A 17,792-nucleotide genomic window follows, 5' to 3' on the forward strand; every position below is an offset into this window, starting at 1 on the left:
GTACGGAGTTGGCTGACGCCCGGCGGACATCAATGCTGGGCGCGAAACACCCACCACTTCGCGAACGCGAAGTTGACGAACATGCCGACAATAGAACCCGCTCCCAGCGCGATGAGCGGCGCAACCGTCACCTTCGGCAGGAACAGCAGCGCGACCACGTAGGTTCCATAGTTGCATGCGCCGCCCACCGACATGGCGGCCAGGTAACGCAACCACTCGGTCCAAGGCGATTCCGTGCGCTTGACCACGAAGGTCATGCGTCGGTTGATCTGCCACGTTGCGAACACCGCGCAGAGGAACGAGACGGCGCGGCCGAAGTACGGCCCGAGGCCGATTGCCAGCGCCACATACAGCACGCCGGCATCGACCAGAAAGCCGATGCCGCCGGCGATGGCGAACCTGACAAACTGGGAGCGCATTTACCGGACTTGCTCCTGTTTGCCAGGCGCGGGGATGGCCAGATACGCCAGTCGCTTGAGCTCTATCCGGCCTCGCGTCACGGTATCCAGAACGATGCCGCAGATCAGCAGAATGGCGCCGAGCAACATCAGCGCGGTACTGAGGAGCGCGGTGGGCAGGCGCGGCACGAGTCCGGTCTCCACATAAGTTTCGAAGACCGGTACAGCCAGCACAATGGAAAGCAGCGCGCAAATCGCGAAGCCGACCGTGAAGAACGCGAAAGGCTTCTCGTTCTTGACCAGTTTGAAAATGGTCATCAGGATACGGAAGCCGTCGCGATAGGTGTTCAGCTTGCTTTCAGACCCTTCCGGGCGCGAGATGTATCGGGTGGGCAATTCGGCTACGGGCATGCGCATACCGAGCGCGTGCACCGTCAGTTCCGTTTCGGTCTCGAAGCCCGATGCATGGGCCGGGAAAGACTTCGCGTAGCGGCGCGAAAAGATCCGGTAGCCCGACAGCATGTCCTTGAAGGTGCGGCCGAAAATCGATGCCACGCATTGCGTCAGCATCACATTGCCAAAGCGGTGACCCAGACGGTAGGCAGCCTGTTCATCCGTGACGCGGGAGCCGACGACCATGTCCAGCCGCTCCTCGACGAGTTTGCTGATCAACGCAGGGGCAACGGAAGCGTCATACGTTGCGTCGCCATCCACCATCACGTACACGTCCGCCTCCACGTCCGCAAACATGCGGCGGATGACATTGCCCTTGCCCTGTAGCGGAACCTTGATGACCTCCGCGCCGGCCTCGCGAGCAACACGAGCCGTATCGTCGGTCGAGTTGTTGTCGAAAGCGATGATGGAAGCCGCGGGAAGCGCGCGGCGAAAATCGCGAACCACGGTAGCGATCGTAGCTGCCTCGTTGTAGCAGGGAATCACGACGGCGACAGTGCCTGGGTTGAAGTCTTGCATTGGCGATGGTGTTCTGGTTTGGCGGTCAAAAGTGCAGTGAGCTGTGCTTTCACTGGCTGCGGAGCATGCCATGTGAGCGAGGCGCAAAGTCAGCGAGTGGCGTAATGGTAGCGCATACGAAAGACGGTTCTTCCCGGTTGGTCTGTCAGGCGCGCATGGCGGAGCGTTTCGATCTGACTGAGACGGCGAGTTCTCCCAGCATCATCAGCAACCCGATTGCGAATGCAACGAATGCCCATTCGATGTGCGGAGGCCGGAATACGAATTGCACACGCGATGAACCTGCAGGCAAGTCGATCTGCTGGAAAATTTCGTCAACCTGATTAATTGCGGCTTCCTGCCCATTGATGAAAGCGTGCCAGCCTGGCATGTAGAGCTCAAGGCGCGTCAGCGTGGCGCGCTGCGCGCAGTTGGCGCGAAGTTCGCCTCGCGTTGCGGCTTCGAGCGAGCATGCCGGCGCATCGAAGTAGGGGCGCGGGTTGCCGAGGTCGTAGATGCGCATGTTGGTGTCGGCCGCGACTTCCTTGATGCCGCGCGCTTTTGTTTCTTCAGGTAGCGGGGCGTTGACCGGGGCCAGCACATAGCGCACTCCGATTGCCAGATAGTTTGGCAAGTTCTTGAGCAGGCTGTCTTGTGAGGAAGGTCCGGCCGGGTCTTTGCGAACCAAACCCGTGAACCCAATCGGGTCGGCGTTGGCGTCGAGCTTGCGGGCGACGAAGTCGGTCCAGAGGCGGGGAATCGGCAAATCGTTGTGGTTGATCGAAGCGATACCAAAGTAGGAGCCGTAGTTCGGTGCTAACGGACCGAGCGTGACGAAACGCTGCATGCCCAGATTGGCTTGCAGGAATCGGATGCCCCCGAGATCCACCGTACCTCGCGACGGATTGCTCATGACCGGCGCGGCGAAGTACATCGCGCTCTCGCAAGCCAGAACAATCGACAGAGCAAGCGCGACGCGGTTGGAACTGGGCCTGCGACGCAAAAGGATGATCGCGAGCGCGACGAGCACCAGCGCGGCGAAGATCACCGCCCACAGAACATACCGCCCATGCGGTCTGATTCCCGCGCCATGAGTGATGACGAATCCCGCGCAGATCAGGATTAGCGTCACGGCATAGGCATACCTGAGCCGTTTTTGCACGTCCGCCCGCGCGATGTCATTGAGCGCCAGCGCCGCCAGGACACAGAGACTGAATTCCCAGGAGGGTGGGAGGTATCGATAGAACGCGGCGAGTTTGAGGCCGGGAATGATCGAGGTCAGTATGCTCGCACCGGGCAGCCCGTACGAAAGCGAGACGGTCGTGAATACCCAGAGAGCGAGCATGATCCTCAGTCCGCGGTATCGCTGCCCGACGATGCCGCATAGCGCGAGCATGATCAGCGTAATGCCAGCGTAGCCGCCGACAGCGCCCCAAAATCCCATGAGGGTTCCGTCCTGAAAGATGCCGCCGAAAATGTAGGGAATCAGCGTCGCGATCAGAACCGTTGCCGGAAGATGCGCCGACGCATATCCATCACCTTGGTGGTCGCCGGCAAAGCCTAAGGGAAGGTAATCAAAAAATGCGACCAGGATGGGCGCCGCCAGCAGGAGCGCGGCTACGCCGGCGAGGCTCACACGCAACAGAAAGCGCACGCGCTGCGCCGGGGGAAGCGCCATCATCCGGACGAGCGTCCACGCGAGGATCAGCAGCCCGTCCAGGTATGCCACCTCCGGGAAACCGGCATACAACGCCGCGGCGAGCCCGATGGTGATCCAGAAAGCCCCGCCGCGGCGGCCGCTTGCGATCCGTTCGATGGCCATCTCGACGCCGATCAGCGTGAGCGGCAAGAACGCAATCGGATTGATGACGGCATTGGCCAGCCACGCGAACGTGCCATTGAACTGGAACGCCAGCGCGGCCGCGACCGCACCGGCTTGCGCGATCTGCATTCTGCGCAATAGCACGTACGTCGACACGCCGGCGATGATCTGCAACGCGAGATGCATGTACAGCTGACCATTCACGAAGTACAGCAGCCATGTCAGCGGAAACAGCGCCGCGGACTGCATTTCACCGGCAAGCGGTGTGCCGACGCCTTCGTAGTAGTTCCACCACGGCCACTGCCCATTCAGGATTTCGAGAATCGCTCGATGTCCCAGCGCGTGACTCGTGAACGCGATGTTGGGATCGATGGTGGGGTAAGGCGGGAAGCCCCCGAACGGACCGTGCCGCAGGCCGTGATGCAGACCCGCATGGAGCAAGGTCGGGTCAGAGATTAGCAGCCCTAGCAGGAGGGGCGCTTTGACAATTAGTGGAGCGAGGCACAGCAGAATAATGGCGGTGACGGTAACGCGTTCTGTCGAATGACCGGTGTCTTTTAATTCTGGCATGTAGCGGCATCTCATCATGGCCTGGCGTGCGGACCCTGTCGTTCGGCTAAACGATGAACGTATTCCGGGGCTCGAGAACGCGACATTCTACAGGCCACAAGTCCCAATCCGAGGGCGGTGCTCGTGTGAGGAGCATCTGCGCGAGCCGGCATCGGATGCGTGTTTGCGATCGACGAACGGTCGCTGACTGGCGTGGATCGCGCCACGCGCTGCGCCGCCGCATCCCGGAGTCGGCCTATTCAGGCTAATCCGTCATAAAATAGCGCCGGTTCACGGTTCGCGATGTTTGGCGCAGTGACGGCCACCGCGGCAAGGCCCGGCGCGTCGGCGATTCCGTGGAATTCCCTGCCTAGCGGCGTCGACCAGGTTGCGCCGCCCGAGCTAGCCGTAACAAAAGGAAAAGTGAGTTGCCGAAGGCGGCAGTTTTGCGCACACTGCGGCCTTGTTGCGGCCAAACAACGAAGTGTCGTCCCAAAGTGTCGTTCCAAAGTGTCGTTAATAAGGCACGCAGTTCCAAACTACATGAATGCTAATAGCGCCCCGCGTTCCGAGCTCGAGGGTTTGTCCGTTTCCGTGGTCGTCTACCGGCCGGATCAGGCACAGCTGGCCACCACTTTCGCGAGCCTTGGGCGCGCCTGCGCGGCGCTGCGCGCCAAACGGCCGGGCCTGCCGGTCCATCTTGTTCTCGTCGACAACGGCGGCTTGCCGGACGTGCGTGCCGCGCTGGACACTTTGAGCGCCCAGGGCGTCACGAGTTCGATCGTGAGCGGTCATGGCAATGTCGGCTACGGTCGTGGCCATAACCTCGCCATCGAGCGTGCGACCGGCCGCTACCATCTCGTGCTGAACCCGGACATCGATCTGGATCGCGACGCGTTGCTGCGCGCGTTCGAATTTTTCGAGGCACATCCGGACGCCGGGTTGTTGACGCCATGGATCGGCGACGAGGCAGGGCATCAGCAGTTCCTGTGTCGCCGTTACCCAACCTTGCTGGACCTGTTCGTGCGCGGTTTCCTGCCGGCGGGCTTACGAAAGCTGTTTCAGCGCCGCCTTGCCCGCTATGAGATGCGTGATCTGATCAACGATCGCGACATTTGCTGGGACCCACCCATTGTCAGCGGCTGTTTCATGCTGTTTCGAACGAGCGTGCTGGAAAAGCTCCACGGCTTCGACACGCGCTATTTTCTGTACTTCGAGGACTACGATTTGAGCTTGCGCGCGCATGACGTCACCCGTGTCGCCTACACGCCCGCCGTTCGCGTGCTGCACCACGGTGGCGGCGCCGCGCGCAAGGGCTCCGCGCACGTGCGCATGTTCATGGCGTCGGCGTACAAGTTCTTCAATCGCTTCGGCTGGAAGTGGCTATGAGCCGCGTGCTGGTGACGGGCGCCAATGGCTTCGTCGGCGAAGCGCTGTGCCGCGCGTTGATCCGATCGGGGCATACGGTCTGCGGGCTCGTGCGTCGGTCGGGGCAGCTCGAGGGAGGCGTGACCGAGTGGGTCGAGACGGCGGCGGATTTTGCCGGTATCGACGCCAACTGGCCCGCTGCGCTTCAGGTCGACTGTGTCGTTCATCTGGCGGCGCGCGTGCATGTGATGCGCGACACCGCGGCCGATCCCGACGCCGCGTTTCACGCCACCAACGTCGAGGGCGCGTTACGCGTGGCGAAGGCCGCGCGGCGTCATGGCGCGCGCCGCTTTGTATTCGCCAGTAGCGTCAAGGCGCTGGCCGAGGGCGACGCAGGTCGCCCATTACGCGAAGACGACCCGCCGGCGCCGCAAGATGCCTACGGGCGCTCGAAGCTTGCCGCCGAACAGGCACTGACGCGCTTCGGCGAAGAAAGCGGTCTGGAGGTGGTGATCGTGCGCTTCCCGCTGGTTTATGGTCCGCGGGTCCGCGCCAACTTCCTGAGCCTGATGGACGCCATCTGGAAGGGCGTGCCGCTGCCGCTCGGCGCGATCGACGCGCGCCGCAGTCTCGTCTACCTCGACAACCTGGCTGACGCCTTGATGCATTGCGCCACCGACCCCCGCGCCGCGGGTCAGGTGTTCCACGTGGCCGATAGCGACACCCTCACCGTGACGGAACTCGCGCGTTCCCTCGGGCGGCATCTGCAGAAACCCGCCCGCTTGTTGCCGGTGCCCGCGAGCTGGTTGCACTTCGCCGGCCGCGTGAGCGGCCGCACGGCGCAGGTGGACCGTCTGGTGGGTTCCTTGCGGCTGGATACGGCGCGCATTCACGCGGTGTTGGACTGGCAGGCTCCCCATTCCACCGATGAAGGGCTGGCCGCGACAGCCCGCTGGTACCGATCCACGCATTGAGGCGCGCATGCTGATGTCCCTTTCCACGTTGCCGAACTGGACGACCGTGATCCTGATTGCGTTCGGCTGCGCCTGCGTCTGCGCGGCGATCCTGTGGACGCTGCTCAGAACCGGCCTCGCCTGGCGTCTTGCGACCGACATTCCCAACGACCGCTCGCTGCACACCCGGCCTACGCCGCGCGTCGGCGGCTGGGGCATCGTTCCGGTAGTGGTCGTGGCGACGCTGATGGTCGCGCCGCACCTCTGGCTTGCCGCGCTGTGCGCCGCTTTGCTGGCCGCCGTCTCGCAAGTCGACGACCGGCGCGGACTGCCCGCCCGGGTCAGGTTCGCGGCACACCTAGCCGCCGTGGCCGTCTTCGTCTGGGCGCACCCGGCGGCCGCGCCGCTCTGGCTGCTGGCAGGCCTGTCATTTTTACTGCTGTGGCTCGTCAATCTTTACAATTTCATGGACGGCGCGGACGGCCTGGCGGGTGGCATGACGCTGTTCGGCTTCGCGGGCTACGCGGTCGGCGCCGCGATCGCCGTCCATCCGTCGCCGGAACTCAGCCTCGCTTCGGCCGCCGCGGCGGGTGCCGCCGCGGGGTTTCTGATCTTCAACTTTCACCCTGCAAAAATATTCCTCGGCGACGCCGGATCGATTCCGCTCGGCTTTCTGGCTGGCGCTTTCGGCTATTGGGGATGGAGCGAGGGCGTCTGGCCGATCTGGTTTCCGGCGCTAGTGTTTGCGCCGTTTATCGGCGACGCGTCGGTCACGCTCCTGCGACGACTTTTGCGCGGCGAGAAAATCTGGCAGGCACACCGCGAACACTACTATCAGCGCATGGTCCAGTACGGGCTCGGGCATTCGAAGACCGCCCTGCTGTGGTACGCGGTAATGGCGGCTGGTATAGTACTTGCTGTAAGTCTGCTTGGCTGGCCTTTAGCCGTTCAATGGTGTAGCGTTGCCGCTTGGGTGATCGTGCTGGTATTGATTGGTATCGGAGTCGATTCACGCTGGCGTCGATTCCGGATAGCAGATTCCGAACAACCTGAGGTGTGACGCCGATGTTTCGACACAAAGCCTCATGGCTATCATTTAGCGCCTTCGCCTTCGACCTGTGCGCGGTCGCGGGCACCTGGCTCGCGGCATACCTGATTCGCTTCAATGGCTACGTGCCGGTCGAGTTCTGGTCCGGTGCCGTTCGAACACTCATCTGGGTCCTTCCCGTCTACGGGGTGATGTTCCGCATCTTCGGCCTGTACCGGGGCATGTGGGTGTTCGCGAGCCTGCCGGACCTCATGCGCATCGCCAAAGCCGTGCTCACCGGCGCTTTCGTCATGATGATGGTGGCTGTGATGGCCCAGCCGCATCCCATCATTCCGCGCTCGGTACTCGCTGTTTCTCCGCTCCTGCTGTTCCTCGCCATGGGCGGTTCGCGCGCGCTTTATCGCGCATCCAAGGAGTTCTATCTCTACGGCGGCCTCGTGGGCCAGGGCAAGCCCGTGGTGGTGCTCGGCGCCGGCAACGCGGGCGCAAACCTGGCTCGCGAGCTGTCTCGCTCGAGCGAATGGCGGCTGGTGGGCCTGCTCGATGACGATCCGGCCAAGCAGGGCCGCGAAATCTACGGCTACAAGGTTTGGGGACCGATTAGCGACCTGCAGCACTGGGCCACGGATATGAAGGTGGAGCACGCGATCATCGCGATCCCTTCGGCGTCGGTCGACGCGCAGCGCCGTGTAGCCACGCTGTGCGTGCGCGCTGGCGTGCGCGCCATGGTGCTGCCCGCGTTGACCACGCTGTCACAAGGCGAAGCGTTTCTTTCGCGTGTTCGTCAGATCGATCTTGAAGACCTGCTGGGGCGCGAACCGGTGCGCATCGACATGCCGCACGTGGAAGCGCTGTTGAGCGGCCGCGTGGTGATGGTGACCGGCGCGGGCGGCTCGATCGGCTCCGAGCTGTGCCGCCAGATTCTGCGCTTCGAACCGGCCCAGCTGATTGCTTTCGATCTGTCCGAATACGCGATGTACCGGCTCACCGAAGAACTGCATGAGCGCTTTCCGAAGCTCTCCGTCGTACCCGTGATCGGCGATGCAAAAGACTCCTTGCTGCTCGACCAGGTGCTGTCGCGTTACACGCCGCACATTCTCTTTCATGCGGCCGCTTATAAGCACGTGCCGTTGATGGAGGAATTGAACGCCTGGCAGGCGGTGCGCAACAACGTACTGGGCACGTACCGTGTCGCGCGCGCCGCAATTCGTCATGACGTGAAGCACTTCGTGCTGATCTCCACCGACAAGGCCGTCAATCCGACTAACGTGATGGGCGCGAGCAAGCGTCTCGCGGAAATGGCTTGTCAGGCGTTGCAGCAGACCAGTACGCGCACGCAGTTCGAGACCGTGCGCTTCGGCAATGTGCTCGGTAGTGCGGGCAGCGTCATTCCGAAGTTTCAGCAGCAGATCGCGAAGGGTGGCCCGGTAACGGTCACGCATCCGGAGATCACGCGCTTTTTCATGACGATCCCCGAAGCGTCGCAACTCGTGCTGCAGGCGTCGAGCATGGGTCACGGCGGCGAGATCTTTATTCTCGATATGGGCGAGCCGGTCAAGATCGTCGATCTGGCGCGCGATCTGATCCGGCTGTATGGCTTCAGCGAGGAACATATTCGCATCGTCTTTACGGGGCTGCGCCCTGGCGAGAAGCTCTACGAGGAACTGCTCGCCGACGATGAGGCAACCACGCGTACACCGCATCCGAAGTTGCGCATCGCGCAGGCGCGTGAAGCGCCCGATAACCTGCTCGACGAACTGCTTCCGTGGCTGATGCAGCATCGTGTGCCGAGCGACCAGGAGGTCCGGCGCGATCTGCGGCGCTGGGTGCCGGAGTATCAGCCGGCGGCGGCGCCGGCGTTGGTTAGCGTGGCACCGGCAACGCGGGCGTCGTGAACATGAGTCGGTGAGGCTGCCATTCGCGGCCGCCTCGCATCGCCTCGCAAGGCGGAACGCTCGAAAGACACAAAAGCAAAGGCGCTCATTCATCGAGCGCCTTTTTTGTTATCGCTTGGCCCGCCTTACCACCATCCATCTCGGTGACTTGAACCTGACGATGCTCACGTAGAGCCACACGTACGTCAACGCAAACACCACCACGAAGCAGAACAGATGCAGCGTATGCCGCCAGAACAGCGTGGCCGGTACGACTGCGATCAGACACAGCAGCCACAGGTACGGCGACGTCAGCGAGTTACGCCGCGTCAACTCGCGCGCGGTCCTCGCGCCCACTGCCCAGCGCATCAGCCGCTTATACACCAGCATGTGCAGATGCACGCCGTCGGGGATGCCGGGCGACATGCCGCGAATAAACTTCTTCCGGTAGATCGAGAAACAGGTCTCGAAGATCGGATACATGAACAACAGCACGGGGTACCAGGCCGACACGTCGCGATTGCGCATCACCAGCATGATCGACAGTTCGGCCAGCATGAAGCCGATGAAATAGGCGCCGCCGTCGCCGAGAAAGATCAGTCCAGCCGGGAAATTCCAGATGAAGAAGCCGAGCACCGCACCCATCATCATGAACGACGCGGACAGCACGATCGGATCGGACACCTGGAACGCCACGTAGGCGAGCGAGGCGAACATCATGAACGCGACCATCGAAGCGAGGCCATTGAAGCCGTCGATGATATTGATCGCATTGGCGAGGGCGGCAACCGCCAGCACCGTCACCGCGCAGGAGATCACCGCATACGAGAGCAGGAAGTCGAGCGGCGGCACGCTGATGCGCGTCACGGCGATATTCAGGAGGAAATAGGCGAGCGCGGCCGCCGCCATCGTGCAGACGAGCCTCGCGAGCGGCGACACGCGCTTGGTCAGATCTTCGACCAGCCCCGAGCCGAAGGCCGGCATGCCGCACGCAATCAGCCCGAGAATGCCGCCTGACACGGCCGGGTAGGCGTGATGCAACTGCACGGCGGAGACGATCAGCCCAAGCAGAATCCCGGTCCCGCCGATGCGCGGCACCGGGCGCGCATGGAATTTCTGCACGCCGGCCAGATCGGTATCGGTGGAGAATTTTTCATGCAGATGCGCATAGCGCACGATCAACAGCGTGATCAGCAGAGAAACGAGAAAGCCGAGCGCAAAACTAAGCATGAAAGTGGGCCTGAGCGAAGACGCCGAATTATACAAACGAAACGCCCGCCGCCTTGAAAAGCGGCGGCTCGGCACGATTGCGCGACGATCCCAGATAGTGAGGCGCAAACTGCCCGCAAACGCCCGCCAGTCATGGATTTCACCTATCTAGCGGGGGCTGCAGGAGGTCGTTAACCTGGATGCGGCGAAGTGTCATTCACGCGTAAAAAAACAGCGTATGCACCTGCCAACCTGTTTTTCGCCGCCGATCGCAAGACGTTCCGGAGACCCAATGCTTAATAACATCACAATTCGTGGCGGCCTGACGCTGGTGATCAGCGTATTTGTCGCTTTCCTGCTGACAGTGATCGGTGTCGGCTACGGCGCGCTCAAACTCGCCAACAGCAGCCTCGACGACACGCAGCGCAGCGCGGCCGCGCTGTCTCATCTGAAGGCCAGTTCCGAAAAGCTGTTGCGAGTCCAGCTTGCGCTGGGTTCTTATCAGACGCTCTTTAGCGTCGGCAAGCAGACCGATGAACTGTTGCCGGCCGCGCACAAGGTGCTGGTCGAATCGAACAAGGACTTCCGCACCTACATGTCCAGTCCGTTTGCCAACGACAACGAACGGAAGCTCGCGCAGAGCGTGGAGCAGGCGCGCAGCGCGCTGGTCGATAAGGCGATCGAGCCCGAGTTCAAGGCGCTGGCCGACTTCGACTTCAATACCTTCCGCAACATTCAGGGCGAGACGGCGAACGGCTTTTACGCCGCCTATTCGAAAGCGATCGACGCGCTCGAGCGTTCCCAGGTTGACAGCGAGCATCAGCAAGCTGAAACGGCGGCGCAGCGGTTCCAGATCGCGACGCTGCTGTTCGCCGCGATCGGCGCAATCGCGATCGTGATCGGCGTGGCGGCGCGCATCGGTTTGTCAGCGGCGCTGATCAAGCCGGTCAACGCGACTGTCAAGCACTTCGAACGTATCGCGGCCGGCGATCTGACGGTTGCCATCAAGGTCAAATCGCGCAACGAGATGGGTCAATTGCTGTCAGCGCTGACGAAGATGCGCGACGGCCTCGTCGAGACAGTGTCGAAAGTGCGTGGCAGCACGACGGCGATCACGCAGGGGGCGAACGAGATTGCATCGGGGAACGCCGATCTGTCCTCGCGCACGGAGCAGCAGGCGGCGGCCCTTCAGCAGACCGCTGCGAGTATGGAGCAGTTATCGGCCACGGTGAAACAGAACGCCGACAATGCAAAGCAGGCCAACCGGTTGGCGCATGGCGCGCTCGACACCGTGACACGCGGGGGTAACGTGGTGTCACGAGTCACCGAAACGATGGATGGAATCAGCGAGTCGTCGCGCAAGGTGACGGAAATCATCGGCATGATCGAAGGCATTGCGTTTCAGACCAATATTCTGGCGTTGAACGCTGCGGTCGAAGCGGCGCGGGCCGGCGAACAGGGGCGCGGCTTCGCCGTGGTGGCCTCGGAGGTGCGCAGCCTCGCACAGCGCTCGGGAGCGGCTGCGAAGGAAATCAAGGAATTGATCGGGGAATCGGCCGCCAAGGTTCAGGAGGGCGCATCCCTCGTATCGGACGCGCAAAAGACGATTCACGAAGCCATGAGCGCCGTCGAACGCGTGACCGGCGTGATGAACGAGATCGAGGCGTCCGCGCTCGAACAGAGTGATGGTATCGAGCAGGTCAATAAAGCGGTCTCGCAGATCGATGAAGTCACGCAGCACAATGCGGCACTCGTCGAAGAAGCTGCTGCTGCGGCGAAATCGCTGGAAGAGCAGGCGACGATATTGCGCGACGCAGTGGCGGTGTTTCAGATGGCTTGATGAAGAAGGGGCCGCGCTCGTATTGCCCGCGAGCGTCGGTCTGGATAAAAAGCGAGATGGAAATTTAATTCAGCCATCCTAATTGTTATTTTTTGTAAAATAAGCTGATCTCGTTCCTGTTTCGTGTTTCCTCATAGTATGTCGGCTGTTGATTTGCGGAACTTTCTCCCGATGTGGATTGAGTTCGGCAAATCCTTCCGTAGAGCCAAATATTTGGAAAACAGCGGCCTGCGGTAAGGATGCGAAATATTGTCCGTGCGCGAGCGCACAGAGCCATTGTTCCCATTAAGGGATATTGTGTGTTGAATCCGACGCACGAGAAACGCGTTGGCGCCGGCACCGCGCATGGTGCGGATCAAGTCACAGCGGACAACTATCGGACCCCAAAGTCATGCAGAGGTTTTCAGCCGAAGCTCCGGATAGCTCCGGGAGCGTGCCAAGCGATTACTCGTGTGTGTTATGCGGCGCCGGCCCAGCAGGAATGGGCTTCTTGTTCTATGCGTTCAAGAGCGGCAAGCTGGCCGAAGTGGCGAGTAACGGCTTGCTGATCATCGACAAACGCGTGAGCCTCGGTGCAGGCAAACTCGGCGACTATGTGAACGTCACGGGCAATTCGGTTGCCAAAACATTTCTTGCGTGCCTCGAGCACGAACGCTTCGATGAAGTGTTCGGCGACATCCGGGAATATAACGAGTTGCACCGGAAATTGGCTGCGGATCCGGACGGCGCGCCACTACTTTCGGAGGTTGGCGAGCTGCTCACGTTGGCTGCCGAGCGGCTCATCGCTCACGTCGTCGAACATTTCGATGTCGATGTCCTGCGTGGGCACGAAATCGATGCGATTCGTCGCGGGCAAGACGGCCGTTTCGAAATCGCTTATCACGACACGCGCGGACCGGCGGCGCGCCGCAAGGTGATCAGCGACACGGTCGTGATGAATCTGGGTGGGACGCAGCGCGTTGAAGAGGTCGACGATCTGTGTCGCACGCTGGACATTCCCTTGCCGGGCAGTGGCGTCATCGCCTGCACGTCGGACGAGTTGCTGCGCCTCACGAGCACGCAACTCGTCGACACCTTCGCGCCCATGTTTGCCCCGGCGGCCGCACGGCGTACGAACCGGATCACGATCATCGGCGGTTCGCACAGCGCATTCACAATGACAGAACGTCTTGCGACCGATCTCGGCGGCGCGGGACTCGATGAAATCGCCATCGTTCATCGCTCGCCGATACGGCTGTTTTTCGAGTCGGAGGACGAAGCGCGTGCATGGGGCTATACGGTCGATCCAATCAACGATATTTGCCCAATCACTCGGCGCGTCAATCGTTCGAGCGGTCTGCGCTACCGCGCATTCGAAATCGCGTGTCAGGTGATGTCAAACGGACGAGTTGCCGGAACCATGCCGAGAGTTGCCCTGATCGATGCCGCGTCCGGCGAAGCCGAACGCTCTCACGCCGGCAACTGTCTCATGCACTCATGTGGCGTGGTCCATAGTGCAGGCTACGGGCCGAACATGTCCGCATTGGTGGATCATCGAGGAGTGACGATTCCGCTACTGTCTGGCCAGGGCGGCATCGAGGTCGACAAGTTCGGCCGTCCACTTGATTTAAACGGCAAAGTCGTCAGCGGACTCTTCACATTCGGGCTCGGTGCCGGCTTTCGACCTGACCCGGAGATCGGGAGCGAGGCCGCATTCACCGGACGAATCTATGGCGTGTGGATCTTTCACCACGAGATCGGCAAGCGGATTCTGACGGGTGTTCTGAAGGCGCTGGCCGAGAGGGCCGTGACGCAGGAAGCTGAAATGATCGGAACGGCGGATGACGAAGGACGTGCCGGCGGGCGGCCCCGTCTCGGTCGAGTCGACCATCGTCGCTGACTGACGCGAAATCGTCTGACTGCCACCTTGACGCCCGGAGCCTATCCGCTGAGCCGACATGTTTCGCCTGATTTATTCAGTCAAATAGACATCCTTAATGAACTGGACATATAGCGGTTTCATACTATTGTCCGTTGTAAATTCAACTAATATCGACTGTGTTTTGATGTGTAGCAAAGCGACGTGGGCGTCCAGCGTTCCAGCGAACGTTCATCGCAAATAAGTCCTCTTAATTCCGCCGATCGTGCGGGCAATTCCGCCAGTCTTATTGGCGCGCCTATCTTTGCCGGTTATGCTGCACTGCGACATCGAACGCAACGCGATGACCAGTGCGATGCTTTGATCGTCTCCATTACCGCTTCAGTTTGCTCACCGCGTGAGTCAGGGCAATGCATCGCCATTGTCTCCTGGGATCGCGCGGAGGCCTGCCGTACCCTGGCCGGCTGCAATACTTACGTGAGGGAAATGATGACGACATTTCAGTCATACCGCCGTGGTAACCGTCTGCTCGAAGCGCTCCCCACCCATGAATGGGAAGTACTGCTTCCGCATCTCGAACTTGTCGAATTGAGTCCGGGGCAATTGCTATCGAAATCCGGTGAACTCATACGAACGGTCTATTTTCCCGCCACGGCGATCGTATCTTTGCTGCAGACGATGGAAAATGGCAGTTCAGTGGAAATCGCCGCGATAGGCAGGGACGGTACCACAGGTGTGCCAATCCTGACGGGCGGCGACACCATGCCAGCCAGCGTTCAGGCGCAATGCCGCGGTTTCGCGTATCGAATCAGCGCCGCGGCCCTGCGCGACGCGTTGCGCAATTGCACTTCTCTGCGCTCGCTGATGCTGTTGTACATGCAGGCGCTTCTTACTCAGGTCGCGCAGACCGCGGCCTGCAACAGGCTCCATCGACTGGACGAGCAACTGTGCCGGTGGCTGCTGGTCGATATCGACCGCTCGGGCACAAGTGATTTGCAGGTCACGCAGCAACTGATCGCCGATATGCTCGGTGTGCGACGTGAAGGCGTGACTGAAGCGTCTGGCAAGCTCTGCGATGCCGATCTGATCCATCACAGTCGCGGCCGCGTGCAGATCCTCGATCGGATCGGACTCGAGGCGCGGGCTTGCGAATGCTATGCGATCGTCAGACGGGAATTCGACCGATTATTGCCGCGTATCAGTGCGATGGAAGTGACGCGCTGAGAGGGGATATATCGGTCGGCCGAATCGTCAGCTGCGGTGGGTAGCGACGCATTTGTGTGCTCGCGTACATTGCTCGACTTTCCACAAAGATAAACTGCGGCGACAACCCGTCTTGAGGAAACCTGATGCCCACGCCGGAAAAAGTAAGGTTGCCGAACGCGGGACGGGCCGCGACCTCTAGTGGCCGCTACGCCTTCATCGATGTTCTCCGCGGCGTAGCCGCGCTTCTCGTGATTTTTCAGCATGGCGGCGAGGGCGCCGGCTGGTTTTCAGTCACAACCGGATTTGGTCCGTGGGTCAATTTTGGGCAGGTCGGTGTTCTAACATTTTTTCTTGTCAGTGGATTTGTCATACCGCTGAGCCTTGAACGCGCGAATGCGCTGGGTAGATTCTGGAAGCATCGCATTTTCCGGATTTATCCGCTTTATCTCGCGATCTTCGCGTTCGAGTTCGCGCTTTATCTGATCGGCGACGGCGCTTACCCGCCTGGCTCCGTGCACAACTTCGGCTACTTCTTCCTGTTGCACCTTTTCTTTCTGCAGGACTACGCGCATCTACCGAACTTCGTTAGCGCGTCGTGGACGTTGTCCATGGAGTTTGCCTGGTACATTCTGTTGTCGTTCGCGTTCGCAGTGGGAGCGAATCGACGCAGTGTCCTGCTGGCTATGCTCACAGTTGCGGGCATGCTCGCATTGTCTGTGGCGTCGTATGTGTTGCACGTGCGGATACCGCTTGGCCGCTTCGGCATCATGGCGACTTGCGTCGTGGGTCTACTGTTTTATCGCCGGCATACGCGTGAACTCGGCGAGCGTGCGTTTCTGGCTCTTGTAGGAGCGATTATCCTTTCGATCGTTCTGGGGATCTATGTCGGTTTTGGCGTATTTCCCCGCCCTGAGATCACAACGGTCCAATGTGTGTTCGTTTCGTGGGGCATTGCCTATCTGCTGTTCATCGGCTGTTACGCAGCACGCGAGCAGTCGATCATGCAACTCAAGCCGTTGCTCGGGCTCGGAACGATAAGTTATTCGCTGTATCTGGTGCACCCGACCGTCCAGAATCTGATCGGATTGGCCAATATCGAAGGTTGGGCTCATCTGGCGATTCTCTGGCCGGCAACTCTGGCGCTCTCGTGCCTGACGTATCGCTTCATCGAGAAGCCCGCGATCGATTACCCGCGGCGCATGGAGCGAAAGAAGAAGGAGCGTCTGGAGATAAAAGGCCGAGCGCTGGCGAACGATTGAGCAGGCTCAGCGGTCCGGGAGCATTGGGGGGAGCGTGTGTTTTCCCCCTTGCAGAAAGCAGCTCGCATGATGCCGTTAGTGCCCGTCGCGCGGAAGCCTCGAATGGGACTTGCTGGCCGGCCGGCGTTGCGCCGGTGGATGGCGCGAGCGGATGCCACCGTTCGCCGTCTTTCAGGTTGTCAAATTGCCATTCCGCGACGGCGTACAGGTTCCGCGTCTCGTCGTAGTGCAGCGCGCCGTTGTCCGTCTTAGCCATGCTCATACGGGCCACCAGTCCTACGCAGTGACCCAGCCCGCGAAATCACACGCGCGCTCTATGAGATCGATGTCGCATCCGATACCACGCCATTCGCGTGCTGCTTCAGTCGTGCCTGTTTTTCGCCCTGGTTACGAATCTAGTAAAGTATGATGTTTGGCGCGACGACTGCCAGTCATACCATTGCCGTTGCCTGTACGTTTTTGCATTTGGCTGTGATGGTGCGCCGTCAATTGCCAAGGAGGTGAATCGTTATAAATTCAATCTCGCCTCAATTGAAAGGACCAGGCAAATGTTCAGCGTTTTGACACATTTCTTATGCTTCCTATTTGGCGTACTCATTGGCGTTTTCGTATGCGCATTATGTGTTGCACGCTCCAGAACGCCACGAGACGATAAATAGTTCTTTCTTTGCGGCCGAATAATGTCGGCATCGCGTAGTCTTGATGCGCGCAACGCTAATACGGCAAGCGTGCGCTGACCGCCTCAACCTTACTCCTGAACCTGTCAGCGCGCACGAAGGCACCTGTGTTGCTTTCCGCACTGAAGCAAAATTTCTAGAACCCTACACTGCGCTGGTGCATCTCTCCGCGACGATGGAAGTCGCGATGAAAGCTATACCAACGCTGCTTATCGGCATCCTGTGGCCGCAGTATTCACTGGATGTCAGCCAGATTCCAATCGACCCTTCCGCGCTATCGCGCGAGGGTGGCTTCCAGAGGGCATCCATGATCTTCGTGACAGGCAGCGCCGGTTTTATCGGCGCAAACTTCGTGCTTGACTGGCTGAAAATCTGCGATGAACCCGTGGTGAATGTCGATAAGCTCACCTATGCGGGCAATTTGCGCACGCTTAAATCACTGCAGCGCAATCCAATGCATATTTTCGTGTGTGCCGACATATGCGACCGCGCCGCAATGGACGAGTTGATCGCCAAATACAAGCCCCGCGCGATCGTCCATCTGGCGGCCGAGACACACGTTGACCGTTCAATTCATGGACCGGCTGATTTCGTGCAGACGAACGTGGTCGGCACCTTCACGCTGCTCGAAGCGACCCGCCAGTACTGGAATGCGCTCGGCGAGGCCGACAAGGCCGCTTTCCGCTTCCTGCATGTGTCGACCGACGAAGTGTTCGGCTCGCTGTCCGCTACCGATCCACAATTCTCCGAAACCACGCCGTACGCGCCGAACAGCCCTTA

At 60.5% G+C, this 17,792-nt stretch carries 13 protein-coding genes; 9 read left to right on the forward strand and 4 right to left on the reverse strand.

The features are described 5' to 3' along the window. Positions 1–29: 29 nt before the first annotated feature. The 3 genes from P0D68_RS34955 to P0D68_RS34965 form a co-directional block, all read right to left on the reverse strand. Entirely contained in the window at positions 30–419 is a 390-nt protein-coding gene (locus P0D68_RS34955; RefSeq protein ID WP_408303672.1) for a GtrA family protein, read from the reverse strand. Beyond that, positions 420–1,370 (reverse strand): glycosyltransferase family 2 protein, encoded by a 951-nt coding sequence (locus tag P0D68_RS34960; protein WP_408303673.1) that lies wholly within the window; start codon positions 1,368–1,370, stop codon positions 420–422. It abuts the gene before it with no gap. A gap of 145 nt (positions 1,371–1,515) precedes the next feature. After that, positions 1,516–3,345, reverse strand: coding sequence for a hypothetical protein (locus P0D68_RS34965; protein ID WP_408468825.1), 1,830 nt, complete (start codon positions 3,343–3,345; stop codon positions 1,516–1,518). Between the two features lie 918 nt (positions 3,346–4,263). On the opposite strand from P0D68_RS34965, the gene P0D68_RS34970 reads away from it, so the two are divergent. The 4 genes from P0D68_RS34970 to P0D68_RS34985 are packed head-to-tail and all read left to right on the forward strand — an operon-like array spanning position 4,264 to position 8,984. After that, positions 4,264–5,109, forward strand: coding sequence for a glycosyltransferase family 2 protein (locus P0D68_RS34970; RefSeq protein ID WP_408303675.1), 846 nt, complete (start codon positions 4,264–4,266; stop codon positions 5,107–5,109). Then, complete coding sequence (locus P0D68_RS34975; RefSeq protein WP_408303676.1) at positions 5,106–6,062, forward strand: UDP-glucose 4-epimerase family protein; 957 nt, start codon at positions 5,106–5,108, stop codon at positions 6,060–6,062. The genes P0D68_RS34970 and P0D68_RS34975 overlap by 4 nt, the downstream gene beginning before the upstream one ends. 7 nt (positions 6,063–6,069) lie before the next feature. Then, entirely contained in the window at positions 6,070–7,101 is a 1,032-nt protein-coding gene (locus P0D68_RS34980) for an MraY family glycosyltransferase (protein ID WP_408303677.1), read from the forward strand. A 5-nt stretch (positions 7,102–7,106) separates the two neighbouring features. Continuing rightward, positions 7,107–8,984, forward strand: coding sequence for a polysaccharide biosynthesis protein (locus P0D68_RS34985; protein WP_408186769.1), 1,878 nt, complete (start codon positions 7,107–7,109; stop codon positions 8,982–8,984). A 108-nt stretch (positions 8,985–9,092) separates the two neighbouring features. Here P0D68_RS34985 and P0D68_RS34990 read toward each other — a convergent pair whose 3' ends face one another. Continuing rightward, positions 9,093–10,193, reverse strand: coding sequence for an MraY family glycosyltransferase (locus tag P0D68_RS34990; protein WP_408303678.1), 1,101 nt, complete (start codon positions 10,191–10,193; stop codon positions 9,093–9,095). Positions 10,194–10,464: 271 nt separating this feature from the next. On the opposite strand from P0D68_RS34990, the gene P0D68_RS34995 reads away from it, so the two are divergent. The 5 genes from P0D68_RS34995 to P0D68_RS35015 all read left to right on the forward strand — a co-directional run. Next, the gene (locus tag P0D68_RS34995) at positions 10,465–12,012 is read left to right on the forward strand and encodes a methyl-accepting chemotaxis protein (protein WP_408303679.1); all 1,548 of its coding nucleotides are present in this window, start codon (positions 10,465–10,467) and stop codon (positions 12,010–12,012) included. Positions 12,013–12,493: 481 nt separating this feature from the next. Next, positions 12,494–13,891 (forward strand): hypothetical protein, encoded by a 1,398-nt coding sequence (locus P0D68_RS35000; protein ID WP_408186762.1) that lies wholly within the window; start codon positions 12,494–12,496, stop codon positions 13,889–13,891. A gap of 468 nt (positions 13,892–14,359) precedes the next feature. After that, positions 14,360–15,094, forward strand: a complete 735-nt coding sequence (locus P0D68_RS35005; protein WP_408186793.1) for a Crp/Fnr family transcriptional regulator — start codon at positions 14,360–14,362, stop codon at positions 15,092–15,094. A 125-nt stretch (positions 15,095–15,219) separates the two neighbouring features. Beyond that, entirely contained in the window at positions 15,220–16,335 is a 1,116-nt protein-coding gene (locus P0D68_RS35010) for an acyltransferase family protein (RefSeq protein ID WP_408303680.1), read from the forward strand. A gap of 702 nt (positions 16,336–17,037) precedes the next feature. Beyond that, a partial coding sequence (locus P0D68_RS35015) for a dTDP-glucose 4,6-dehydratase (protein ID WP_408468826.1) occupies positions 17,038–17,792 on the forward strand: 755 nt, incomplete at its 3' end.

The sequence above is a fragment of the Paraburkholderia sp. RL17-380-BIE-A genome (assembly GCF_046028085.1).
Lineage (GTDB): Bacteria > Pseudomonadota > Gammaproteobacteria > Burkholderiales > Burkholderiaceae > Paraburkholderia.